General features: G+C 58.6%; 22 protein-coding genes and 1 rRNA gene. 17 read left to right on the top strand and 6 right to left on the bottom strand.

From position 1 onward, the window contains the following. Positions 1–147: 147 nt before the first annotated feature. Together JJQ76_RS11595 and rpoS are read left to right on the top strand one after the other, a co-directional pair. On the top strand, positions 148–810 hold the full coding sequence (locus JJQ76_RS11595; RefSeq protein WP_343232530.1) for a peptidoglycan DD-metalloendopeptidase family protein: 663 nt from the start codon (positions 148–150) through the stop codon (positions 808–810). 92 nt (positions 811–902) lie between these two features. After that, the gene (rpoS, locus tag JJQ76_RS11590) at positions 903–1,880 is read left to right on the top strand and encodes an RNA polymerase sigma factor RpoS (protein WP_210396998.1); all 978 of its coding nucleotides are present in this window, start codon (positions 903–905) and stop codon (positions 1,878–1,880) included. Positions 1,881–1,912: 32 nt separating this feature from the next. Here the strand turns inward: rpoS and fdxA are convergent, their stop codons facing one another. After that, positions 1,913–2,236, bottom strand: coding sequence for a ferredoxin FdxA (gene fdxA, locus JJQ76_RS11585; protein WP_210396997.1), 324 nt, complete (start codon positions 2,234–2,236; stop codon positions 1,913–1,915). Between the two features lie 81 nt (positions 2,237–2,317). Continuing rightward, on the bottom strand, positions 2,318–4,900 hold the full coding sequence (gene mutS / locus JJQ76_RS11580) for a DNA mismatch repair protein MutS (protein WP_210396996.1): 2,583 nt from the start codon (positions 4,898–4,900) through the stop codon (positions 2,318–2,320). A gap of 128 nt (positions 4,901–5,028) precedes the next feature. Between mutS and JJQ76_RS11575 the strand changes: the two genes are divergently transcribed. The 9 genes from JJQ76_RS11575 (at position 5,029) to JJQ76_RS11535 (ending at position 12,770) form a co-directional block, all read left to right on the top strand. After that, positions 5,029–5,529, top strand: a complete 501-nt coding sequence (locus JJQ76_RS11575) for a CinA family protein (protein WP_210396995.1) — start codon at positions 5,029–5,031, stop codon at positions 5,527–5,529. A gap of 104 nt (positions 5,530–5,633) precedes the next feature. Continuing rightward, positions 5,634–6,668, top strand: coding sequence for a recombinase RecA (recA, locus tag JJQ76_RS11570; protein WP_210396994.1), 1,035 nt, complete (start codon positions 5,634–5,636; stop codon positions 6,666–6,668). A 469-nt stretch (positions 6,669–7,137) separates the two neighbouring features. After that, complete coding sequence (locus JJQ76_RS11565) at positions 7,138–7,302, top strand: hypothetical protein (protein WP_210396993.1); 165 nt, start codon at positions 7,138–7,140, stop codon at positions 7,300–7,302. 72 nt (positions 7,303–7,374) lie between these two features. Next, positions 7,375–8,154, top strand: a complete 780-nt coding sequence (pssA, locus tag JJQ76_RS11560; RefSeq protein ID WP_210396992.1) for a CDP-diacylglycerol--serine O-phosphatidyltransferase — start codon at positions 7,375–7,377, stop codon at positions 8,152–8,154. Between the two features lie 88 nt (positions 8,155–8,242). Beyond that, entirely contained in the window at positions 8,243–8,485 is a 243-nt protein-coding gene (locus JJQ76_RS18335) for a DUF2970 domain-containing protein (protein WP_210396991.1), read from the top strand. Between the two features lie 110 nt (positions 8,486–8,595). Then, positions 8,596–9,708 (top strand): cytochrome c oxidase subunit II, encoded by a 1,113-nt coding sequence (coxB, locus tag JJQ76_RS11550; RefSeq protein WP_210396990.1) that lies wholly within the window; start codon positions 8,596–8,598, stop codon positions 9,706–9,708. A 10-nt stretch (positions 9,709–9,718) separates the two neighbouring features. Then, on the top strand, positions 9,719–11,314 hold the full coding sequence (ctaD, locus tag JJQ76_RS11545; RefSeq protein WP_210396989.1) for a cytochrome c oxidase subunit I: 1,596 nt from the start codon (positions 9,719–9,721) through the stop codon (positions 11,312–11,314). Then, on the top strand, positions 11,314–11,895 hold the full coding sequence (locus tag JJQ76_RS11540; RefSeq protein WP_210396988.1) for a cytochrome c oxidase assembly protein: 582 nt from the start codon (positions 11,314–11,316) through the stop codon (positions 11,893–11,895). Before ctaD ends, JJQ76_RS11540 begins: the two co-directional genes overlap by 1 nt. Next, a complete protein-coding gene (locus JJQ76_RS11535) occupies positions 11,892–12,770 on the top strand; it encodes a cytochrome c oxidase subunit 3 (protein ID WP_210396987.1) in 879 nt (292 codons plus the stop codon). Before JJQ76_RS11540 ends, JJQ76_RS11535 begins: the two co-directional genes overlap by 4 nt. A 6-nt stretch (positions 12,771–12,776) precedes the next feature. Here the strand turns inward: JJQ76_RS11535 and JJQ76_RS11530 are convergent, their stop codons facing one another. Then, positions 12,777–12,980, bottom strand: coding sequence for a twin transmembrane helix small protein (locus JJQ76_RS11530; protein WP_210396986.1), 204 nt, complete (start codon positions 12,978–12,980; stop codon positions 12,777–12,779). A gap of 60 nt (positions 12,981–13,040) precedes the next feature. Between JJQ76_RS11530 and JJQ76_RS11525 the strand changes: the two genes are divergently transcribed. The 5 genes from JJQ76_RS11525 (at position 13,041) to JJQ76_RS11505 (ending at position 16,886) form a co-directional block, all read left to right on the top strand. Next, positions 13,041–13,739 carry an SURF1 family protein gene (locus JJQ76_RS11525; protein WP_210396985.1) on the top strand — a complete coding sequence of 233 codons (699 nt, stop codon included), beginning with the start codon at positions 13,041–13,043 and terminating at the stop codon, positions 13,737–13,739. After that, positions 13,732–14,256, top strand: a complete 525-nt coding sequence (locus JJQ76_RS11520) for a hypothetical protein (protein WP_210396984.1) — start codon at positions 13,732–13,734, stop codon at positions 14,254–14,256. Before JJQ76_RS11525 ends, JJQ76_RS11520 begins: the two co-directional genes overlap by 8 nt. Beyond that, the gene (locus tag JJQ76_RS11515; RefSeq protein WP_210396983.1) at positions 14,256–15,257 is read left to right on the top strand and encodes a COX15/CtaA family protein; all 1,002 of its coding nucleotides are present in this window, start codon (positions 14,256–14,258) and stop codon (positions 15,255–15,257) included. Before JJQ76_RS11520 ends, JJQ76_RS11515 begins: the two co-directional genes overlap by 1 nt. Next, positions 15,250–16,164: a heme o synthase gene (gene cyoE, locus JJQ76_RS11510; RefSeq protein WP_210396982.1), complete on the top strand. Its 915-nt coding sequence runs from the start codon at positions 15,250–15,252 to the stop codon at positions 16,162–16,164. The genes JJQ76_RS11515 and cyoE overlap by 8 nt, the downstream gene beginning before the upstream one ends. 122 nt (positions 16,165–16,286) lie before the next feature. Further along, on the top strand, positions 16,287–16,886 hold the full coding sequence (locus JJQ76_RS11505) for a Yip1 family protein (RefSeq protein ID WP_210396981.1): 600 nt from the start codon (positions 16,287–16,289) through the stop codon (positions 16,884–16,886). Positions 16,887–16,945: 59 nt separating this feature from the next. Here the strand turns inward: JJQ76_RS11505 and JJQ76_RS11500 are convergent, their stop codons facing one another. Genes JJQ76_RS11500 through JJQ76_RS11490 form a run of 3 tightly spaced genes read right to left on the bottom strand, consistent with a single transcriptional unit; the run spans position 16,946 to position 21,624 of the window. After that, the gene (locus JJQ76_RS11500) at positions 16,946–17,998 is read right to left on the bottom strand and encodes a 2-oxoacid:ferredoxin oxidoreductase subunit beta (RefSeq protein WP_210396980.1); all 1,053 of its coding nucleotides are present in this window, start codon (positions 17,996–17,998) and stop codon (positions 16,946–16,948) included. A gap of 3 nt (positions 17,999–18,001) precedes the next feature. Next, positions 18,002–19,849, bottom strand: coding sequence for a 2-oxoacid:acceptor oxidoreductase subunit alpha (locus JJQ76_RS11495; protein WP_210396979.1), 1,848 nt, complete (start codon positions 19,847–19,849; stop codon positions 18,002–18,004). A gap of 11 nt (positions 19,850–19,860) precedes the next feature. Next, positions 19,861–21,624, bottom strand: coding sequence for an FAD-dependent oxidoreductase (locus JJQ76_RS11490; RefSeq protein ID WP_210396978.1), 1,764 nt, complete (start codon positions 21,622–21,624; stop codon positions 19,861–19,863). A 606-nt stretch (positions 21,625–22,230) separates the two neighbouring features. Between JJQ76_RS11490 and JJQ76_RS11485 the strand changes: the two genes are divergently transcribed. Then, positions 22,231–22,346, top strand: a 16S ribosomal RNA gene (locus tag JJQ76_RS11485); the annotation flags it as partial.

Raw genomic sequence — 22,346 nt, 5'->3', positions numbered from 1 at the left:
GCGGCACCTTTCCAACCGCTGAATCTGATTGCACTGCTGGCGGTGCTGTGGCTGCTCGGGGGATGCTCGGGTCCTGGCTATGCGCCGGTCAGCGAGCGTTCCCTGGACGGCGCCCGCAAACCGGTGGCGGTCAAAAGTTCGCGCCCCGTGGGCGGTTATTACACCGTCCAGCCCGGTGATACGCTCTATTCGATCGCCTTTCGCTATGGGCTGAACTTTCGCAACATGGCCCGCGCCAACGGCATCGACCGCAACTACCGTATCTACCCGGGACAGCGCCTCCGCCTGAGTGAGGTATCCGCCTCGTCTACCGCCCGCAATGTCAGCCGGCCCCGGTCGTCGGTCACTGCGGCGGCCCCGGCCTCTGCCTCTGCCAAACCGCAGAAGCCGCCGGCCGAGCGCGCCGCCGACCAGCGCCAGCGCGCTGTGGCCAATACCAGTATCAGCTGGCGTTGGCCAGCGAGTGGCCGCATTCTGCGAAATTTTCAGTCCCGCGGACAAATTAACAAAGGTATCGATATCGACGGCAGCCGCGGAGATCCGGTGTTTGCGGCCGCTTCTGGCCGGGTGGTCTATGCCGGTAGCGGTTTACTGGGCTACGGAAATCTGATAATCATAAATCATAACGAACAGTTTCTAAGCGCCTATGCGCATAATAACCGTCTGTTGGTTAAGGAAAACCAAAGGGTTAAAACCGGGCAAAAGATTGCCGAGATCGGTAATAGCGGTGCCACCCGCACCATGTTACATTTCGAGATTCGCAAGGATGGAAAACCGGTAAATCCGCTGCACTACCTGCCGAAAAGATAATGATAAGAACCCTTTGAGCGGATAAAAGGGCCAGGCCGGAGGTACGAGCCATGCAGGTGCTTGAGTCGAAAGGAAACAAGCAGAGAGCGACCATGACAGGTAAAAAGCGCAAGTCTGGAGCCGACACGGAACCGGAGCAAAACACCACAGAGGACAACATGGACGAGTTGGAATCTGCAGATGATCAGATCATGAGCCGCGCTCGCAGTGAGGTGCATGATGATCTGATCAATGCAAAGCATTTAGATGCGACCCAGCTGTATCTCAATGAGATCGGCTTTTCTCCGTTGTTGACCGCCGAAGAGGAGGTCTACTTCTCTCGCAAAGCACTACGTGGCTGTGATGCATCGCGTAAGCGCATGATCGAAAGCAACCTGCGTCTGGTCGTTAAAATTTCACGTCGCTACATCAATCGTGGCCTGACGCTGCTTGATCTGATCGAAGAGGGTAACCTGGGGCTGATTCGCGCGGTTGAAAAGTTCGATCCGGAGCGCGGGTTCCGTTTCTCGACCTATGCGACCTGGTGGATCCGGCAGACCATCGAACGTGCGATCATGAACCAGACCCGTACCATCCGCTTGCCGATCCATGTGGTGAAGGAGCTCAATGTCTATCTGCGTGCGGCTCGTGAGCTGGCGCAGAAACTCGACCATGAGCCCACCTGCGAAGAGATCGCCGACATGCTCGACAAGCCGGTCGAGAACGTCAAGCGGATGATGGGCCTCAACGAGCGCGTCAGCTCCGTCGATGTGCCCGTGGGGGCAGACTCGGACAAATCGCTGCTGGAAACCATTCCCGATACCGAGGCGGCGGATCCGGAAACCTGGCTGCAGAATACCAACCTGATCGGCCGCCTTGACGACTGGCTGGAAACGCTGCCGGAGAAGCACGCCGAAGTGCTGGCCCGGCGCTTCGGTCTGCATGGCCATGAGATGAGCACCCTTGAAGAGGTTGGGCGAGAGATCGGCCTGACTCGCGAGCGGGTGCGGCAGATCCAGGTCGAGGCGCTGCGGCGTTTGCGTGAGATCGTGGAGAACAACGGCCTCAGCGGACCCGATCTGCTGGAATAGGGGCCGCAGGTTAGATCAGGCTGCTGCAGCGCTTAGCGCTCCAGCAGCTTTTTTTTGTCCGCTTTGCCGTTCCAGTCATCGGCGTCGGCCGGTGCCGCTTTCATTTCGCTGATGTTGGGCCAAATTTCGGCAAGCTCTGCGTTCAGCTGGATAAATTCGCGTTGATCGACAGGAACGTCGTCCTCTTCGAAGATGGCGTTGGCCGGGCATTCCGGTTCGCACAGGGCGCAATCGATGCACTCATCGGGGTGGATTACCAGAAAGTTGGGACCTTCGTAGAAGCAATCCACCGGACAGACATCGACACAATCGGTGTATTTACACTTGATACAGTTTTCGGTCACCACGAACGCCATCGAATACTCCTCGTTACAGATGCGCCGCAGCGCAGACCCGCTGAGTATAGACAGCGTCACGGTGATTAGCCGGCCAACTGCTCAGCGGGTCTGCCGCTTGAGTGTATATAACAGCTCCAGCGCCTGGCGCGGCGTCAGGTTGTCGGGGTCGATCGCTGCCAGCGCGCGCTCCAGCGGGTGAGGCCCTTGGCTGAACAGGTCGGCCTGCCGAGGTGACGCCGTTGGCTCGATGGCGGCGACCGGCTGGACCTCGTTCGGTGCCAGTTGCTCCAACTGGTGCAGCTTCTGTCGTGCCTGCTGGATTACCTCGGGTGGCACGCCGGCGAGCTGGGCCACCTGTAAGCCGTAGCTCTGGCTGGCCGGACCATCGTGCACGCTGTGCATAAAGATGATGTGGTCGTTGTGCTCGGTGGCGGTCAGATGCACGTTGGCAATGGTCGGATAGAGTTCCGGCAGCGCGGTCAGTTCGAAATAGTGGGTCGCAAACAGGGTAAAGGCACCGGTGGCGCCGGCCAAGTGACTGGCGCAGGCCCAGGCCAGTGACAGGCCGTCAAAGGTGCTGGTGCCGCGGCCGACCTCATCCATCAAAACCAGACTCTGGCGGCTGGCGTTGTGGAGGATATTGGCGGTTTCGGTCATCTCGACCATGAAGGTGGAACGACCGCCGGCCAGGTCATCCGAAGAGCCCATGCGGGTGAAAATGCGATCTACCAGGCCGATACGGGCGCTTCGTGCGGGTACGTAACTACCGATATGAGCCAGCAGCACGATCAGGGCGGTCTGGCGCATATAGGTGGATTTACCGCCCATATTGGGGCCGGTGATGATCAACATTCGCCGTTCGCCGTCCATGCAAAGGTCGTTGGCAACGAAAGGATCGTCGGAAACCTGCTCCACCACCGGATGGCGACCCTCGTTGATCGCAAGGCCCGGTTCTTCGCAGATCTCCGGGGCGCTGTAGTTGAGGCGGTCGGCGCGCTCTGCGAGGTTGTTGAGTACGTCCAGCTCCGCCAGTCCCGCAGCGCTGCGTTGTAGTTCGGCGAGCGCCGCCGCCAGGGTTTCCAGCAGCGCGTCGTAAAGCAGCTTCTCGCGGGCCAGGGCGCGACTCTTGCTGCTCAGCGCCTTGTCTTCGAACTCTTTCAATTCCGGGGTGATATAACGTTCGGCGTTTTTCAGGGTCTGGCGGCGGATATAATCAGCTGGTGCCAGGGTCGACTGCGCCCGACTGATCTCGATGTAGTAGCCGTGTACGCGGTTGTACCCCACTTTGAGCGTGCTTATACCGGTACGTTCGCGCTCCTGCAGCTCGAGTTTGATCAGGTAATCACCGGCGTTCTCGCTAAGCGCGCGCAGTTCATCGAGTTCCTGATCGTAACCCTCGGCAATAACGCCCCCGTCGCGGATTACTACTGGGGGATTATCGATCACCGCATTGGCCAGCAGTTGTTGCAGGTCGGGAAATTCGGCCGCGTCGTCGGCCAGTTGCTTCAATAGCGGTGCATCCAGCGGGGCCAGCAGTTGCTGCAGTTGAGGTAGCGCGCTGAGTGCCCGCTTGAGTCGTTCTAGGTCACGCGGACGGGCCGAGCGCAGCGCCACCCGGGCGAGAATTCGCTCGATATCACCGATCTCTTTCAGCACCGGTTGCAGCTGCTCAAAGCGGTAGTCGTCGATCAGGGTCTGGATGGCGAACTGGCGCTGGCGAATCAGCGCGGGGTCACGCACCGGTCGATGCAACCAGCGGCGCAGCAAACGACCGCCCATAGGGGTGGCTGTGCGATCGATCACCGAGATCAGGGTGTTGTCGCTGCTGCCAGCGAGGTTGAGATCCAGCTCTAGGTTGCGGCGAGTGGCCGCATCCAGCACCACGCTGCCTTCGCGTTGCTCGGTGGCGATGGTACGAATATGGGGCAGGGCGCTGCGCTGGGTATCGCGGGCGTACTGGATCAGGCAGCCAGCAGCGCAGAGTGCCAGAGTCAGTTCGGCGCAGCCGAAACCGTTGAGGTCGCGGGTGCCAAACTGTTGAGTCAGCAGTTTGAAGCAGGTATCCGGTTCGAAGTGCCAGGGGGGCTGGCGGCGAAGGCCCCGATAGCCCTCCAGCAATTCGTCCAGGCCACACTCTTCGTTATAGAGCAGCTCGGCGGGGCGCAGTCGGGCCAACTCGCTACGCAGACCTTCTTCGCCTTCGGTTTCACACACCACGAAGCGACCGCTGCTGAGGTCGAGGCTGGCAAGGCCGTAGCAGTCAGTCTGAGCGGTCACGGCGACCAGCAGGTTGTCACGGCCCTCTTCGAGCAGCGCTTCGTCGGTCAGGGTGCCGGGGGTGACCACCCGTACCACTTTTCGCTCCACCGGGCCTTTACTGGTGGCCGGATCACCAATCTGTTCGGCGATGGCCACCGATTGTCCAGCGCGGACAATCTTGGCGATATAGTTTTCGGCGGCATGGTAGGGCACGCCGGCCATGGGTATCGGCTCGCCGGCGGACTGGCCGCGCGCGGTCAGGGAGATATCCAGCAGCTCGGCGGCATGGCGGGCATCGTCGTAAAACAGCTCGTAAAAGTCGCCCATGCGGTAGAACACCAGTTCATGGGGGTGTTCCGCTTTGATCCGCAGGTACTGCTGCATCATTGGAGTATGCTGAGAGCCCTTGTCAGCCTTTGCCATCGATCCTACGCCTTGCCAAAAATGAGTCGGCAATTGTACTGGAAAATCTACCCGCAGACGAAATGGTCGGATGCTGGAGTGATCCCGACTGACACGATAGGATAAGCGCAATTTGGAAGGAGTATTTCGTGCCTATTTCGCCGACCGCAACTGTCACCTCGCTGGTGGCTCAACTGGCTGAGCAACTTGAGCGTCGGGGCGTCCAGGTGACTACCGCGGAGTCCTGCACCGGTGGTGCCATCGCTAGTGCTTTGACCGAACGCTCGGGCAGTTCTGTCTGGTTCGAATACGGTTTTGTGACCTATTCGAACGCGGCCAAACATGCTTTGCTGGGCGTGGAGGAGGCTATTTTTGAGCAACACGGTGCGGTCAGCCAGGCTTGCGTTGAGGCGATGCTGCACGGTGCGCTCAGGGTCAGCGGCGCCGCGTTCGGTGTCGCCGTTAGCGGTGTTGCCGGGCCGGGGGGCGGCACCCCTGAAAAGCCGGTGGGAACGGTATGGCTGAGCTGGGGCGAGCGGGATCATCGCCCCCATTCGAGCTGTTTCCAGTTTCAGGGTGATCGTCAGCAGATAAGGCAACAGGCGGTTATTCAAGCAGTTAGTGCGCTGTTGGGGCTGGCTGAAAAATAACTGCGGCCAGCGGCTTGCATCTCAGAAATTCTGTGAAATAATACTGAACATATATACAGTTGTTTTCCTGTACGAGTCAGAACTAAGCATCGAGGGCAAGGGTAATGGATGATAACAAGAAGAAGGCGCTTTCGGCGGCCTTGAGTCAGATTGAGCGTCAGTTTGGCAAGGGTGCGGTGATGCGGATGGGTGACCAACCGCGCGAAGCGATCCCTTCTGTTTCTACCGGCTCGTTGGGGCTGGATATCGCCCTCGGTATCGGCGGTTTGCCATTCGGTCGGATTGTTGAGATTTACGGGCCGGAATCATCCGGTAAAACCACTCTGACCCTGCAGGTGATCGCCGAAGCACAACGCTTGGGTAAAACCTGCGCTTTCGTCGATGCTGAGCACGCACTCGATCCCATCTATGCCGAAAAACTCGGGGTCAACATCGACGATATGCTGGTTTCGCAACCGGATACCGGCGAACAGGCGCTGGAGATCACCGACATGCTGGTGCGCTCTAACGCAGTGGATGTGCTGGTGGTTGACTCGGTTGCGGCGTTGACCCCGCGGGCGGAGATCGAAGGTGAGATGGGCGATTCCCACGTGGGGTTGCAGGCGCGTCTGATGTCACAGGCGCTGCGTAAAATCACCGGTAACGTTAAGAACGCCAATTGTTTGGTGATCTTTATTAACCAGATCCGGATGAAGATCGGAGTAATGTTTGGCTCGCCAGAAACCACCACCGGTGGTAATGCGCTGAAGTTCTATGCCTCGGTACGTTTGGATATTCGTCGTACCGGTGCAGTGAAGCAAGGTGACGAAGTGGTCGGTAACGAGACCCGGGTGAAGGTGGTAAAAAACAAGGTGTCGCCGCCGTTCAGACAGGCTGAGTTCCAGATCATGTACGGTAAAGGTATTTACCACATGGGTGAAGTGATCGACCTTGGAGTGAAGCAGGGCATCGTCGATAAGTCCGGTGCCTGGTATGCCTACCAGGGCAACAAGATTGGTCAAGGTAAGGCCAACGCGGCTCAGTTCCTGGAAGAGAATCCGGAGATGGCGCAAGAGATTGAAGCGCAGATCCGCGAGCAGCTGCTAACCGTGGTTAAGCCTAAGGCAGAGGCGGTTCCCGCTAGCGAGCTGGAATTCTGATTCGAACTTCGTTCAAAAGGGCGACCTTCGGGTCGCCTTTTTTGTGGCTTTGGGCTGGTGTAACGCTGGCGTCTGCTCAAAGGCGTCACAGGGTATGGGTATCGACGCGCTTGAGGTTGGTTGCTCCGCCAGCTGCCCTTTCCGGCCTGTTGGAGCCGCAAACATCCCCAGGAAGCACGTTGATTTGGCGTAGGTCATTAAAACGGCGACTTGCCCTTTTGATCTGAAGGGGGATTGCGGTAAGGTTCGGGGGTGTTATTCCATCAAGGATCTGACGGCAGGCACTATGAAATCGACGCTTCCCGCTTTTGTGGCATTTTTTTTCTTGGCGTGTACTTCTGCAGTACACGCTGACCCGCAACCCGTTTGCCCTCAGTGTCAGCAGGTGCTTGATGACATTCACGGGGAACTCAGCTCGCGCTGTGAGTCGGTGCCCAGCCGAGAATCCCTGCGTCAGCAGCCTATCTATATGTTTCTGAGTATTTTTGACGACGTCAGCCGCAATGTTGACCCGGCAATGCGCCAGCGTATCTATGCCGCTGCCCTCGGCGGCATGCAGTGCGACAACCTGACCGAAGGAGTGAATGCTGCACAGCGAATGTCGCGTCAGGTGATGCTCGAAAGCCGTTCCTGATCCGGCCATTGGCGCTACCCCGGCAATCGTTCTATCATAGCCGCACTTTTTCTGGCAGGAACTCTGTGACCTATGGTGGATAAGCAACCCCACGACGATACGCAGCCAACCGAGGAACATCCTCAGTCTCAGGCCGATAAGCCTCGCCGTAGCCGGGGCATCTACCTGCTGCCCAATCTGTTTACCACCGCCGCGCTGTTTTCCGGGTTCTATGCCATCATCGCAGCGATGAACGGCAGCTTTGAGAAGGCGGCGGTGGCGATCTTTGTGTCCATGGTGCTGGATGGTCTCGATGGCCGTGTGGCCCGGATGACCAATACCCAGAGCGAATTCGGCGCCCAGTACGACAGCTTGGCCGATATGGTTTCCTTCGGCGTGGCGCCGGCGTTGGTGACCTTCTCCTGGGCGCTGGGAACGCTGGGCAAAGTGGGCTGGGTCGCCGCGTTTATTTACGTTGCCGGCGCCGCCTTGCGGCTCGCCCGGTTTAATACCCAGATCGGCAGCGTCGACAAGCGCTTCTTTGTGGGTTTGCCTAGTCCTGCGGCGGCCGCAACGCTGGCGGGGATGGTGTGGGTTGGCACCGAAATGGAAGTGGTGACCCACAATTACGCCATTCTGGCGGCGGTGTTGGTTGCCGGCAGTGGCCTGTTGATGGTCAGCAACGTCTATTACCACAGTTTCAAAGAGATAGACCTGAAAGGGAAGGTGCCTTTCGTCTCGTTGCTGGCGGTAGTGATGGTGTTTGCCGTTGTCTCTATCGACCCGGCGACGCTACTCTGGCTGACGTTTCTGGTTTACGCGGCCTCAGGCCCTGTTCAGGCGCTACTTCGCCGTAACAAGCGCAAGCACTGATCTGCGGGCTTTGCCCACCCGCCTGCTATGCTTCAGTTCTACCTTCTGCAGCAGATGGCTGCTGCGGAGGCGTTTCCGGAGCTGAATTGTGCCCCCCAACCGCTCTTCACCCGACAAATCTGGCACTCAACCTGGCGCTACACGCTCGAAGTGGGCGCTGCTGGTCAGTCTGCTGGGAGCCGCTTTTGGTGTCCAGTCGAGTGAAAGGCTACGACAGGATTTCAACCAGCGCAGCCCCTGGCCCTTTGTCATCGGGGGACTGATCGGCACCGCGTTGTTTGTGCTCGGCGTGTGGTGGCTGGTTCAGCAAGTGCTGGACCGGTACAGCTGACCAACTGCGCTGGACTTTTCCTGCAACTGTCTATACTCCATGTAACCGACTTCTCTGGTCGGATAATAACAAGCAGTACTGCGAACTCATTGGATGCAGGAGATTGATCCATGAGACTGAGCACCGCTGCATTCCTCGTTGCCGGGGTTTGTATCAGTCAGGGGGCCGCCGCCGAATGGCAGCTCAATCTAGCGCCAGGCGCAACCGAGATCAGCCGGTCGATTTACGACCTGCACATGCTGATCTTTTACATCTGTGTGGCCATCGGCGTGGTGGTGTTCGGGATTATGCTGTGGTCGATCGTGCATCACCGCAAATCCAAAGGCGCCCAAGCCGCTCATTTTCACGAGAACACCCTGGTCGAGATCATCTGGACGCTGATCCCTTTCGCCATTTTGATCGCCATGGCCCTGCCTGCCAGCAAAACCCTGATCGAGATGTATGACAAGCGCGATGGCGAAGTCACGATTCAGATTACCGGTTACCAGTGGAAATGGCGTTATCAGTACCTCAACGAGGATATCGATTTCTTCAGCTCACTGTCGACGCCGAGAGCCCAGATTAACAACGAGGAGGACAAGGGCGAGCATTACCTGCTGGAAGTCGACAATCCGTTAGTCATCCCCACAGGCACCAAAGTGCGGTTTCTGCTGACCGCTAACGACGTGATCCATTCTTGGTGGGTGCCCGCGCTGGCGGTGAAAAAAGACGCCATCCCTGGATTTATCAATGAGGCCTGGGCTGAGGTCAGTGACCCCGGCACCTACCGCGGCCAGTGCGCCGAACTCTGCGGCAAGGACCACGGCTTTATGCCGATCGTGGTCGAGGCGCTGCCCGCGGATCAGTACCAGCAGTGGCTGGCGGATGCCAAAGCAGCGAAGGCTGCAGATGCCGCCGCGGCTGATCAGGAGCTGAGTCTGGAGCAGCTGATGAGCCGGGGTGAGGCGGTCTATAACAGCCAGTGCGCAGCCTGTCATCAGGCTAACGGTAGCGGTATCCCGGGCGCGTTCCCTGCGCTGGCCGGTAGCCCGTTGATCGTGGATAACCGAGCAGCGCATCTGGACATTGTTATTAACGGTAAGCCTGGTACCGCCATGCAGGCGTTCGGAAAACAACTGAATGCTGTCGATCTGGCGGCGGTAATCACCTATGAACGCAACGCCTGGGGCAATGACCTCGGCGATAGCGTGCAGCCCCGAGAAATAAAGGCGCTCCAACCCTAGGAGGGCGACGATGCTGACACAAGCTGTAGCGCACGAACACCATCATGGCCCCCCTCCGGGGTTGATGCGCTGGGTGCTGACTACCAACCATAAGGATATCGGTACCCTCTACCTGGTCTTCAGCTTGGTGATGTTCCTCACCGGTGGCTGCATGGCGCTGGTGATCCGGGCCGAGCTGTTCCAGCCGGGGTTGCAGTTGGTGCAACCGGAGTTCTTTAACCAGATGACCACCATGCACGGTCTGATCATGGTGTTTGGTGCGGTGATGCCGGCCTTTGTTGGGCTGGCCAACTGGATGATTCCGATGATGGTCGGCGCACCGGACATGGCGCTGCCACGGATGAACAACTGGAGTTTCTGGATTCTGCCGTTCGCCTTCGCGATGATGCTTGCGACCCTGTTTATGGAGGGTGGGGCGCCCAACTTCGGCTGGACCTTCTATGCGCCGCTATCGACCACCTACGCGCCGCCTAGTGTCACCTTTTTTATCTTCGCGGTGCACATGATGGGCATCAGTTCGATCATGGGCGCGATCAATATCATTGCCACCATTCTCAATTTGCGCGCTCCGGGCATGACCATGATGAAGCTGCCGCTGTTTGCCTGGACCTGGCTGATCACCGCCTTCTTGCTGATCGCGGTGATGCCGGTGCTGGCGGGGGTGGTGACCATGATGCTGATGGACATCCACTTCGGCACCAGCTTTTTTAACGCGGCCGGAGGCGGCGATCCGGTGCTGTTCCAGCATATTTTCTGGTTCTTTGGTCATCCGGAGGTATACATCATGATCCTGCCGGCGTTCGGGATCATCTCACACATTATTCCCACCTTCGCCCGTAAGCGCCTGTTTGGGTATCCCTCGATGGTTTACGCCACCGCGTCAATCGCCTTTCTGTCGTTTATTGTCTGGGCTCACCACATGTTCACCGTGGGGATGCCGCTGGCTGGCGAGCTGTTTTTCATGTTCAGCACCATGCTGATCGCGGTGCCTACCGGGGTGAAAGTGTTTAACTGGGTGGCGACCATGTATCGCGGCTCGATGACCTTCGAAACCCCGATGCTGTTTGCACTGGCGTTCGTGGTGCTGTTTACCATCGGCGGTTTTTCCGGGTTGATGCTGGCAATAGCGCCGGTGGATTTCCAGTATCACGACACCTATTTTGTGGTGGCGCACTTTCATTACGTGCTGGTGCCGGGAGCGATCTTTTCGATCATGGCGGCAACCTACTACTGGCTGCCGAAATGGACCGGTAACTACTACAATGAGTACCTCGGCAAATGGCACTTCTGGCTGTCCTTTGTCGGCGTCAACATCACCTTCTTCCCCATGCACTTTATTGGTCTTGCCGGAATGCCGCGGCGGATCCCCGACTACGCCCTGCAGTTTGCCGACTTCAACATGGTCGCCTCGATCGGCGCGTTCCTGTTCGGCCTGTCGCAGTTGCTGTTCGTCTACAACATCATTCAGTGCGTGCGCGGTGGTTACGGTGCTGACAGCCGCGTCTGGGAAGGCGCCGAGGGGCTGGAGTGGACCCTGCCATCGCCCGCGCCCTATCACAGCTTCACCACCCCGCCCGATCTTAGAGAACAGGGAGGGGAGCACTGATGTCAGCGACGACTGCCAACCGGCGCCTGGCGCTGCGACTCGCGCTGGCAGCGGTGCTGATGTTCGGCTTCGGGTTTCTGTTGTCACCGTTGTACGACGTATTTTGTCGGGTCACCGGGATCAACGGCAAGGTGACCCGTACCGGAGCCGTGACCGAAGCGGTGCAGGTAGACGCTGCCCGTCAGGTGCGGGTGCAACTGATCGCCGTCAACAACGAGGGGATGCCCTGGGGGTTCCGGCCGGAGCAGCACCAGCTGTCGGTTCATCCGGGGGAGCAGACTCTGATTCACTATGTGGCCCATAACCCGACGGCGGTTGAGATGGTGGCCAGAGCGGTGCCCAGTGTTGCACCGGCCGAGGCCGCCAGCTATGTGCAGAAGGTCAACTGTTTCTGCTTTGAGGCCCAGACGCTGGCCGGCTCGGCATCGCAGCGGATGCCGCTGGTGCTGATGATCGATCCGCAACTGCCGGCACATATCGAAACCATCACTCTGTCCTACACCCTGTTCGACATCACCGCGGACCAGGTCGGGCACCAGTCGGCGCCACAGCAACCGTCGGCACGGAGGGTAAGCTTATGACCACCCAATACTACGTGCCGGAGCGCAGTTACTGGCCGATCCTTGCATCGATCGGACTGTTTCTGATGGCGCTGGGTGCCGGAACCCTGATCAACGGTCTGCAGCAAGATGGCAGCAATCACGGCAAGTGGCTGCTGCTGACCGGCGCGGCGCTGATGGCCTGCATTGTGTTTGCCTGGTTCCGCAATGTGGTGCGAGAAAGTCGCGCTGGCCTCTACAGTGCGCAGATGGACCGCTCATTTCGCTGGGGGATGAGCTGGTTTATTTTTTCCGAGGTGATGTTTTTTGCCGCGTTCTTCGGGGCGCTGTTTTATATCCGGGTATTTGCCGTTCCCTGGTTGGGGGGTGAAGGCGACCGAGGCTCCAGCAACCTGTTGTGGCAAGGCTTCACCGCCGAATGGCCACTGCTGCAGAATCCGGACAGCGAGCTGTTTCCGGGGCCTTCTGCGGTCATCAGCCCCTGGGGTGTGCCCTTGATTAATACGCTGCTGCTCCTGACCTCCAGTGTCACCCTGACCATCGCCCACAAAGGCCTGAAAACCGGCAGTCGAGCGACGGTCAAGCTCTGGCTGGCGCTCACCATTTTGCTGGGCATCGTGTTTCTTGGCTTTCAGGCCGAAGAGTACATCGTTGCGTACACCGAACTTGACCTGACCCTCAAGTCCGGAATTTACGGAGCCACCTTTTTTATTCTCACCGGTTTTCATGGCCTTCACGTGACTTTGGGCACGGTGATGTTGATTGTGATCCTGCTGCGGGTGCTGAAGGGGCACTTTGATGCCGAACAGCACTTTGGTTTTGAGGCCGTGAGCTGGTACTGGCACTTCGTCGATGTGGTGTGGGTCGGGCTGTTTTTGTTTGTTTACATTCTTTGAGGGAGGTTACCAACCGTGGGGCTGCAGGTGGCCGGTATAGAACCCGATCAGCAGGGTCGCGATCAGCAACAGGCTGAACAGCACCCGCAGTGCCAGCGCGTTGACCGTGCGCTGGCGTCGGGAACTGTCGGTAATCAGAAAGTAGAGCGCCGCGAACAGGCTGATGACCACCGCTGCAAACAGAACCAGAACCAACAGCTTGAATCCCATGATGGTGTTTCCTCCAGTGATGGCGTCAGTAAAGACCGCGCACCGCGCCGGATCAAGCGGGTGGCGTTGATTGCTGGCGTGATGCTGGTGCCGCTGCTGAGTGCCTTGGGTGGCTGGCAAGTGATGAGAGGTGGTGAAAAGGCCAGGTTGCTGGCTGCGCTGCAGTCGTCCGAGGTGCGCTACCAGTTGCCCGTGGAGAGCCCGGTTCAGCCGTTGCGGGTTGAGCTTACCGGAAGCTTGTTGCCTGAGCGCTATTTTTTGCTCGATAACCGTACGCGTCAGGGGCGGGTTGGGTACGAGGTGTTGGCGGTGCTGCAGCTCGCCGGTGAGCCGCTGCAGTTGCTGCTGAATTTGGGCTGGGTGCCGGCCCCCGTTGATCGCACCCAGCTACCCCCGCTGACGCTGCCCGTGACTACCGCATCCTTTCGTGGCTGGCTGACCGCTGCAGAGCCCGGCTTCCGTTTGGATGAGCCGGTGGTCGAGAGCACATCTGCATGGCCACAACGAATACAGCAGCCGGACTGGCGAAACCTTTCCGCGCGTCTTGGTGTAGCGCTTTATCCGGGCATGTTGCGCGTGGAACAGCCCTATTTGGCCGGCGCGGAGATCGAATGGCAGCCCATCAATATGCCCCCCGCCAAGCATTATGCCTACGCCCTGCAATGGTTTGGATTGGCGCTGATGACGGCCGTATGGTTGCTGTGGTGGGTGCGCAAAGAGGCACCGCGAGCCACATGGCGAGGTGACTCAAATGGTTAGGGCGCACTCCTATCGTACCCTGTGGTTGTTGCTTTTGGTGGCGCTGCTACCCCTGGTTGCGGCGATGGTGATGTATTTTGGCCGCATCGCGTTGCCGGAAGGCCGGGTCAACCACGGCCAGCTGGTCCCGGATCCAACGCTACTGTCCGCAGACATGCTGCAGACCGCTGCTGGCAAGCCATGGCAGGGACGGGGTAAATGGCAGCTACTTCAAGTGGCTGATCACTGTGATCAAGCATGCAATCGCTGGCGTCATAATCTATTACAGCTGCACAAGGCGCTGGGGCGTGAGCGTGGCAGGGTCGAGCCACAATGGGTCGGCGTGGCGGCACCTCCTGATGCTGCCGATGACCAAGCGCCGCTGGTTCTGACTCAGCCGGCATCGGAACTGCTGAAGCCGGGAATCTGGCTGGCGGACCCCCTGGGAAATCTGGTGCTCTACTACCGCTTTGACCAGTCGCCCAAGGGGGTGTTGCTGGATCTGAAACGGTTACTGAAAGTGTCTAAGGTCGGCTGATGAAGACGGCATGGTTACTGCGGATCAGCGAACTCGCCATCCTGCTGGCCTTGCTGGTGGTGCTGATGGGCGGCTGGACGCGGCTCAACGATGCCGGGCTGTCCTGCCCGGACTGGCCTGGTTGTTATGGCGAGCTGATTATACCCGGCTCTACAGAGGCCCGTGCGCAGGCACAGCTGCGCTTTCCGGATCAGCCGCTGCACCCCGGACGCGGTTGGATCGAAATGACCCATCGCTATCTGGCCGGCAGCTTGGGGTTAATGATTGCGGCGCTGGCACTGGGTGGCTGGGCTCACCGCCAGCAGCCGGGCTACCCCTTTGGATTGGGTATCGGATTGTTGGGGTTGGTGCTGCTGCAGGCTTTGTTTGGAATGTGGACGGTGACCCTGAAGCTGTTGCCTCAGGTGGTCACGCTGCACCTGTTGGGGGGGCTGCTGACACTCGCTCTGTTGCTGCGGCTACGGCAACGGTTGGGAGCCTGGACTGCAAACATTCAGGTACGGCCACTGGGAATTCGTTCGGCATTGGCCGGCGGGCTACTGTTACTGTTTGTGCAGATTGCGCTGGGGGGGTGGACCAGTGCCAACTATGCGGGCTGGTCTTGCAGTCACTGGTGGCAATGCGAACGGGATCAGCAGGTTGAGCTGGACTTTAAGCAGGCGTTTGAGCTGCCCGAGGCCCATGGTGGCAGTTACCTGGGTGGTCACTTGCAGCGGGAGGCGCGTGCTGCGATCCAGATGAGTCATCGTGGTATTGGCGCATTGTTGGGGGCTTATCTTCTGGGGCTGGCATTGTTGTTGTTCTGGCGACGGCAGCACTTTAAAGCACTGGTGCTGTTAGCCGCGTTGGCCGGTCAGGTTCTACTGGGTGTTCTTAACGTAATGCATGGGTTGCCGTTGGGGCTGGCAATGGCTCACCACGCCGGTGCGGTGCTGTTGCTGGTGTTGCTGGTGTGGATCTACGGCCAGATCGGTTTCAGACGGGAGGTGCGCCATGGCTGAGTCTCGGGTAATGATATCTGCCGTTGCCGCCAGTTGGCGTGATTATTACGAGCTGTGCAAACCCCGGGTGGTGGCGGTGATGTTGCTGACCGCTGTCGTCGGCATGTTTCTGGCTGTGCCGGGGCTGCCTCCTCTGGATGCTGTTCTACTCGGCACTCTGGGTATCGCGATGGCGTCAGGATCGGCGGCGGCGGTCAATCAGGTTCTGGATCGGCATATCGACGCGCGCATGGCGCGTACCCACCGACGCCCGCTCCCGCAAGGGCGGGTAGCGCCGGCACAGGCGTTAGTGTTCGCGGCCGTTTTGGGTGGTGCGGGGATTGCCTTGCTGGTGGTCTGGGTCAACCCACTGACCGGCTGGCTGACGCTGGCATCGCTGATCGGTTATGCGCTGATCTACACGGTGTTTCTAAAGCGCTCCACGCCACAGAATATCGTCATCGGTGGCATCGCCGGCGCGGCGCCGCCGATGCTGGGCTGGGTAGCGGTGACCGGATCACTGGAGCCGAATGCGCTGCTGTTGGTGCTGATTATTTTTGCCTGGACGCCGCCTCACTTTTGGTCTCTCTGCATTCATAAAAAAGCGGAATACGCCGAGGCAGGCGTGCCGATGCTGCCGGTAACCCATGGTGAGCCCTACACCCGCCTGCAGATCCTGCTCTATACCTTGTTGATGGTGGTGACGACGCTGTTTCCGTTCATGACGGGAATGAGTGGCTGGACCTATCTGGTCGGCGTGTCGTTATTGAATCTACGTTTTATGCAGTGGGCGTGGCGCGTTTACCGGGGAGTAGATCGCTCCGCGCCGCTGTCCATGTTCTTACACAGTATCAATTACATCATGGCGCTGTTCGTGGTGTTGCTTATCGATCATTACATGCCACTGCTGGTGGTTAAGCTATTCTGATAGTCGGGCACTGCGCGATTATCGGTAAGATTCACGGATAGGCGCAGTCCTGCTGTGAACTTTTGTAACCAGAACGATCCTCGGGCTGCGGTTGCCCGGTAAGTGGTCGGGAGGATAGAGCAATGTTCTTTCAACATATGATGGGAGTTCTATACCACCCCAAGGAAGAGTGGAAACTGATACGTGAGGAACACTACAGTACGCTGCGCTGTTACACCTCGCATGTGGTTTATCTGGCAGCAATTCCGCCGTTGGCGGCCTTTATCGGTACGACCCAGATTGGCTGGAGCGTCACCGGGGGGGATTTCGTTAAACTTACCGCAGCCAGCGCGCTGCCTATTGCCATCGCCTTCTATTTTGCCCTGCTGGTGGGGGCGGGAGTGATGGCATGGTTCATCCACTGGATGGAAAAAACCTATGGCTCGCAGTCAAGCTTCGATGATTGCATGGTGCTGACTACCTTTACTGCAACGCCGCTGTTTCTCGCGGGACTGGCGGCGCTGATACCGGTGCTGTGGTTCGATGTGCTGATTGGTATGGCGGCGGTGGCGTATACCGTCCATCTGCTCTACACCGGAGTACCGGTGATCATGAAGATCCCGGAGGATAGGGCGTTCTTCTTCTCATCCTCGATCCTGACTGTGGGCTTGGTGGTGCTGGTCGGTATGCTGGCTGTCACGGCTGTTCTCTGGGGAACCGTAATGACACCCTGGATCGCCTGAGGTCGGTTTCGGCGCAACAAAAAAGGGGGCTGAGGCCCCCTTTTGTAATGGTGCGGCACCTAGCGGAAACTGTCGTTAATCATCTGCAGGCGGTCGTTGCCGGGGCAGAGGCAGCTTTCGCTCAGGGTGTTGAGCGGGCGGTGGGAGGTTTGCATCACTTCATGCAGGTCTTCGGCTGCCGGGTCGACGTAGAGCAGACCGGTGAGGATCTCGCCCTTGGCCTTGTGGCGTTCGATCGCTGCGATCGCTTCAGCACGGTCCTGGGGGTCGTAATTCTCCGCAACGCTATTCAGACGCAAAATCGAACCATCATGCAGACAGATATCCCGGCATACGCCCGGCGGGCAGGCGGTGGTGATCTCTTCCTTAACCGGCACGTAATCGGTCACCGACGCGGTCTGGATATGGTCACGAACATAGTCGTAACTTTTGGTCGAGCCGTTGTGATTGTTGAAGGTCACACAGGGTGACAGCACGTCGATAAAGGCGAAACCGCGGTGACTCAGGGCCGCCTTCAGCAGCGGCACCAGTTGGTTCTTGTCACCGGAGAAGCTGCGCGCCACAAAGGTGGCCCCCAGCTGTATCGCCAGCGTTGGCAGGTCGATCCCTTCCAGCAGGTTTTCTTCACCCCCCTTGCTCTTGGAGCCTCGATCCGACGTTGCCGAGGTCTGGCCTTTGGTCAGACCGTAGACGCCGTTGTTGGCGACCACGTAGAGCATGTTCAGTCGACGCCGCACCACGTGGGCGAACTGCCCCATGCCGATGGCTGCCGTATCACCGTCACCGGACATGCCGATGTAGGTCAGATCGCGGTTGGCCATGTTGGCACCGGTAACAATCGACGGCATCCGTCCATGGACCGAGTTGAAACCATGCGCCTTGCCGAGGAAGTAGGTCGGCGCCTTGGAGGAGCAGCCGATGCCCGATAGCTTGGCGATCTTGTGCGGCGGTAGCGACAGTTCGTGACAGGCCTGCACGATGGATGCGCCGATGGAGTCGTGGCCACAGCCAGAGCACAGGGTCGAGAGTGAGCCCTCGTAGTCGCGGTGAGTCAGGCCAAGGTCGTTTACCGCCAGATTGGGGTGGCGGAAAGATGATTTCTGATAGCTCATGGGTTACCTGCTTGCCACGTTACGGGTGGATTTCTTGTTGCCGGCGTCCAGCAACAGCTCTTCGATACGACCGCTGATAAAGCGTGCGGTGATCGGCAGACCGTCGTAGTGCAATACGGCTTTCAGGTCACGCGGGTTGATCTCCAGTTCGTTGATCAACAGGCTGCGCAGTTGGCCGTCGCGGTTTTGCTCGATCACGAAGACCTGATCGTGGCTATCGATGAAATCGGCCACTTCCTGACCGAAGGGGAAGGCGCGAACGCGCAGGCTGTCGACCTTGATTCCTTTTTCGGTAAGCGTATCAACAGTTTCGCTGATCGCTGCTGCGGTGGTGCCGTAGTAAATCAGACCGATCTTCTGGCCCTTGCCCTGCCGGGTGATCTTGGCCGGCGGAACCAGTGTCGCTGCAGTCTTGAACTTGTGGGTCAGGCGATCGACGTTGTCGACGTAGACATCGCCCTGCTCGCTGTAGACCGCGTAGCGGTCGCGCGAGGTGCCGCGGGTAAAGAAGGAGCCCTTCTCGGCGTGGGTGCCGGGCAGGGTGCGGTAGCAGATGCCGTCACCATCCACGTCCAGATAGCGGCCGAAACGCTCGATTTCATCGAGCTGCTCTTCGTTGAGCACCTTGCCGCGGTCATAACGACGCTCGTCGTCCCACTGCATCGGCTCGCTAAGGTGGTCGTTCATGCCCAGTTCGAGGTCACTCATCACGATCACCGGAGTCTGCAGGCGCTCGGCCAGATCGAACGCGTCGGCGGTCATGTCAAAGCACTCTTTCGGCGACGAGGGGAACAGCAGTACATGCTTGGTATCGCCGTGGGATGCGTAGGCGCAGGCGGTGATGTCCGGCTGCTGGGTGCGGGTCGGCATTCCGGTGGACGGACCGGCACGCTGGACGTTGACCAGCACCACCGGGACCTCGGCGAAGTAAGCCAGTCCCAGAAACTCGGTCATCAGTGATACGCCGGGGCCGCTGGTGGCGGTGAAGGCGCGGGCACCGTTCCAGGCCGCGCCGATGACACAGCCAATGGCGGCCAGTTCGTCTTCCATCTGCACTGCGGCATAGTTGGCCTGGCCGGTAGCCGGATCGATCCGCAGCCGCTTGGCATACTGCATGAATTTCTCGACCACCGAGGTGGATGGGGTAATCGGGTACCAGCCGACGACCGATGCGCCACCATAAATGGCGCCGAGGCCGGTGGCGGTGTTGCCATCCAGCATGATCTTGTCGCCCACCTGATCGCTGCGCTTGACGCGCACATCCAGCGGGCACTTGAAGTTGGTGGACGCATACTGGTGACCCAGCTCCAGCGCGTAGATGTTGGGAATGATCAGCTTTTCCTTGCCCTTGAACTGGTCGGCGATCAGCCCCTTGATCACTTCGAACTCGATATCCAGCAGCGCGGCCAGGGCGCCCACGTAGATAACGTTCTTGAACAGCTGGCGTTGACGCGGGTCGGTGTATTCGCGCAGGCAGATTTCGGAAATCGGCATGCCAAGAATGTTGACGTCGCTGCGCACCAGCGCGGGATCCAGCGGCTTGGTGCTGTCATAAAGAAAGTAACCGCCGGGCAGCACGTTGCGCATGTCTTGCGCGAGGCTCTGGGCGTTCATCGCTACGACGATGTCGGCGCCGCCGCCACGACGACCCAGGTAGCCTTTTTCGCTTACGCGAACTTCGTACCAGGTCGGCATCCCTTGAATGTTGGATGGGAATACGTTGCGTGGGCTGACGGGGATGCCCATGCGAAACAGTGATTTGGCGAACAGTAGGTTGGCACTGGCCGACCCGGTACCATTGACGTTGGCGAACCGAATCACGAACTCGTTAACAGATTTAATACTATGCATCGTTCGGTTACCTAAGCGGGGTTTAGAATAAACTTCTGCATATCCCAGGCGCCGGTAGGGCAGCGCTCGGCGCAGAGACCGCAGTGCAGGCAGACGTCCTCGTCCTTCGCCATCACCTGGCCGGTTTTCAGGTCCTTGGAGACGTACACCGCATGCTCGGTGTTCGTGGCGGGGACTCGCAGCCGGTTGCGCAGGTCCGCTTCGTCTCCGTTCTGGGTGAAGTTGATGCAGTCCATCGGGCAGATGTCTTCACAGGCACCGCATTCAATGCAGCGCTCGGCGGTAAACACCGTTTGCACGTCGCAGCTCAGGCAGCGGTGGGCTTCGGCCAGCGCCAGTTTCTCATCAAAACCCAGCTCAACTTCTGCCTGCAGATCCTTGATCGCTTTTTGCAGATCCATATGGGGCACGGCCTGACGGACGTCGTTGGAAACGGCGTTCTGGTAGCTCCATTCATGCACACCCATCTTCTGGCTGATCAGGGTGTGCTGATCAGCCGGACGTTCGTCGCAGACGTCCTTGCCTTCGCAGAACAGGTCGATCGAAATCGCCGCCTGATGACCGTGGGCAACAGCGGTGATGATGTTTTCAGGGCCAAAGGCTGCGTCGCCGCCAAAGAATACGGTCGGCAATGAGGACTGCAGGCTGCTCTTGTTCAGCACCGGCATGCCCCACTTGTCGAATTCGATCCCGAGATCACGCTCTATCCAGGGGAAAGTAGCGTCCTGGCCGATGGCGACTAGGACCTCGTCACATTCGATCAGCACCGGCTCGCCGCCAGTGGGTACCAGCGAGCGGCGGCCATTTTCGTCGTAGACCGATTCCACCACTTCAAAGCGCATACCGATCAGCTTGCCGTTCTCTACTACGTAAGAGTGCGGTACATGATGGTTGATAATGTCGATGCCTTCGGCGGCGGCGTCTTCCTTTTCCCAGGGAGAGGCTTTCATATCCTCATAGCTGGAACGCACGACTACCTTGACTTCATCAGCGCCGAGTCGCAGCGCGGTCCGGCAACAGTCCATGGCGGTGTTACCGCCGCCCAGAACGATCACCTTCTTGCCGACAGTCTTTATATGTTCAAAGGCCACGCCCGCCAGCCAGTTGATACCGACTTGCGCTTTATCTCCGGCTTGATCTCGGCCCGGCAGCTTTAGGTCTCGGCCCGACGGGGCACCGGTGCCGATAAACAGTGCGTCAAAACCTTCGTCAATGACCGCTTTCAAGCTGGTAATGTCGGTACCGAAGCGGGTTTCGACGCCCATATTGAGAATTCGGTCGACCTCTTCGTCAAGTACCGACTCAGGCAGGCGGAAGCTCGGAATCTGACTGCGAACCATGCCGCCGGCTTTCTGTTCACGATCAAACAGCGTCACCTGATAGCCGAGTGGAAGCAGATCACGCGCTACGGTCAGCGATGCAGGCCCCGCACCGATAAGGGCGATCCGTTTACCGTTCTTGGCGGTTGGGACTTCCGGCAGCCGGTCATCGATAGAGGTTTTGTTGTCGGCGGCGACGCGTTTGAGACGGCAGATGGCAACTGGGTTTTCTTCAACCCGAACTCGTCGGCAAGCGGGTTCGCACGGGCGATCGCAAACCCGGCCAAGAATGCCGGGAAAGACGTTGGACTCCCAGTTAACCATGTAGGCGTCGGTGTAACGGCGTTCTGCAATCAGGCGGATATACTCCGGCACCGGCGTATGCGCGGGACAGGCATACTGGCAGTTGACGACGCGGTGGTAGTACTCGGGGGCGGATGTGTCTGTCGGTTTCAACGCTAAGTACCCTAGCTGTATCAGATCATCACTGTTGGATTGCCGCCACCTTTGGCGCGGCACGAAAATTACCATAAAGACCCGGGTCGGGTTGCGAAAAGGCAAGCCGTTCAGAGCCCAATGTTCGGCTGATGAGGGGAGGGCGAAATGCGCGTGACTGGAGAGTTCAACAGCGGTTCGGCAAAACCCGCACAACAACAGTTGGAATTTTATCTTTCTGTGCTATGCGGGGCTATAGCTATACGTGCGACAAAGGTCGCAATTTGCCGCTCATGCATGCTTTAACTCTCAGCCCATGGTGTTGCTTTTATGAGGAGTGATCAGTGCGGCAGAAGAAATTTGAAAAAGTGAAAAACAGTCGTTGACAGCGAAAAGCAGGTCTCTATAATGCGCACCTCGCTTGAGACGAAAGACATCTCGCTCAGGCACGCTCTTTAACAAATCGACCATGCAATTCGTGTGGGCGTTTGCTGAGATGAAGCAGTAATGCATTATCAAGGTAAACGACTCGTGAATTCATTTAACTACAACGTTTACGTTTAGTTAGGTTTTTTACAGTAGTTACTTTGAGTCAGATTTGGCTGTTTTCGGACGGTCACAAAATTTGAACTGAAGAGTTTGATCATGGCTCAGATTGAACGCTGGCGGCAGGCCTAACACATGCAAGTCGAGCGGTAACAGGACTAGCTTGCTAGTTGCTGACGAGCGGCGGACGGGTGAGT

Source organism: Motiliproteus sediminis (assembly GCF_017912535.1).
GTDB classification, from domain to species: Bacteria; Pseudomonadota; Gammaproteobacteria; order Pseudomonadales; family Balneatricaceae; genus Motiliproteus; species Motiliproteus sediminis.
This window is presented reverse-complemented; position numbering and strand designations above follow the sequence as displayed.

Bases quoted from the DNA above. Each gene is read 5' to 3' on its own strand.
- rpoS (WP_210396998.1), top strand. From the start codon at position 903: ATGACAGGTAAAAAGCGCAAGTCTGGAGCCGACACGGAACCGGAGCAA.
- fdxA (WP_210396997.1), bottom strand. From the start codon at position 2,236: ATGGCGTTCGTGGTGACCGAAAACTGTATCAAGTGTAAATACACCGAT.
- mutS (WP_210396996.1), bottom strand. From the start codon at position 4,900: ATGGCAAAGGCTGACAAGGGCTCTCAGCATACTCCAATGATGCAGCAG.
- recA (WP_210396994.1), top strand. From the start codon at position 5,634: ATGGATGATAACAAGAAGAAGGCGCTTTCGGCGGCCTTGAGTCAGATT.
- JJQ76_RS11565 (WP_210396993.1), top strand. From the start codon at position 7,138: ATGTTTCTGAGTATTTTTGACGACGTCAGCCGCAATGTTGACCCGGCA.
- pssA (WP_210396992.1), top strand. From the start codon at position 7,375: ATGGTGGATAAGCAACCCCACGACGATACGCAGCCAACCGAGGAACAT.
- coxB (WP_210396990.1), top strand. From the start codon at position 8,596: ATGAGACTGAGCACCGCTGCATTCCTCGTTGCCGGGGTTTGTATCAGT.
- ctaD (WP_210396989.1), top strand. From the start codon at position 9,719: ATGCTGACACAAGCTGTAGCGCACGAACACCATCATGGCCCCCCTCCG.
- JJQ76_RS11540 (WP_210396988.1), top strand. From the start codon at position 11,314: ATGTCAGCGACGACTGCCAACCGGCGCCTGGCGCTGCGACTCGCGCTG.
- JJQ76_RS11535 (WP_210396987.1), top strand. From the start codon at position 11,892: ATGACCACCCAATACTACGTGCCGGAGCGCAGTTACTGGCCGATCCTT.
- JJQ76_RS11530 (WP_210396986.1), bottom strand. From the start codon at position 12,980: ATGGGATTCAAGCTGTTGGTTCTGGTTCTGTTTGCAGCGGTGGTCATC.
- JJQ76_RS11520 (WP_210396984.1), top strand. From the start codon at position 13,732: ATGGTTAGGGCGCACTCCTATCGTACCCTGTGGTTGTTGCTTTTGGTG.
- JJQ76_RS11515 (WP_210396983.1), top strand. From the start codon at position 14,256: ATGAAGACGGCATGGTTACTGCGGATCAGCGAACTCGCCATCCTGCTG.
- cyoE (WP_210396982.1), top strand. From the start codon at position 15,250: ATGGCTGAGTCTCGGGTAATGATATCTGCCGTTGCCGCCAGTTGGCGT.
- JJQ76_RS11505 (WP_210396981.1), top strand. From the start codon at position 16,287: ATGTTCTTTCAACATATGATGGGAGTTCTATACCACCCCAAGGAAGAG.
- JJQ76_RS11500 (WP_210396980.1), bottom strand. From the start codon at position 17,998: ATGAGCTATCAGAAATCATCTTTCCGCCACCCCAATCTGGCGGTAAAC.
- JJQ76_RS11495 (WP_210396979.1), bottom strand. From the start codon at position 19,849: ATGCATAGTATTAAATCTGTTAACGAGTTCGTGATTCGGTTCGCCAAC.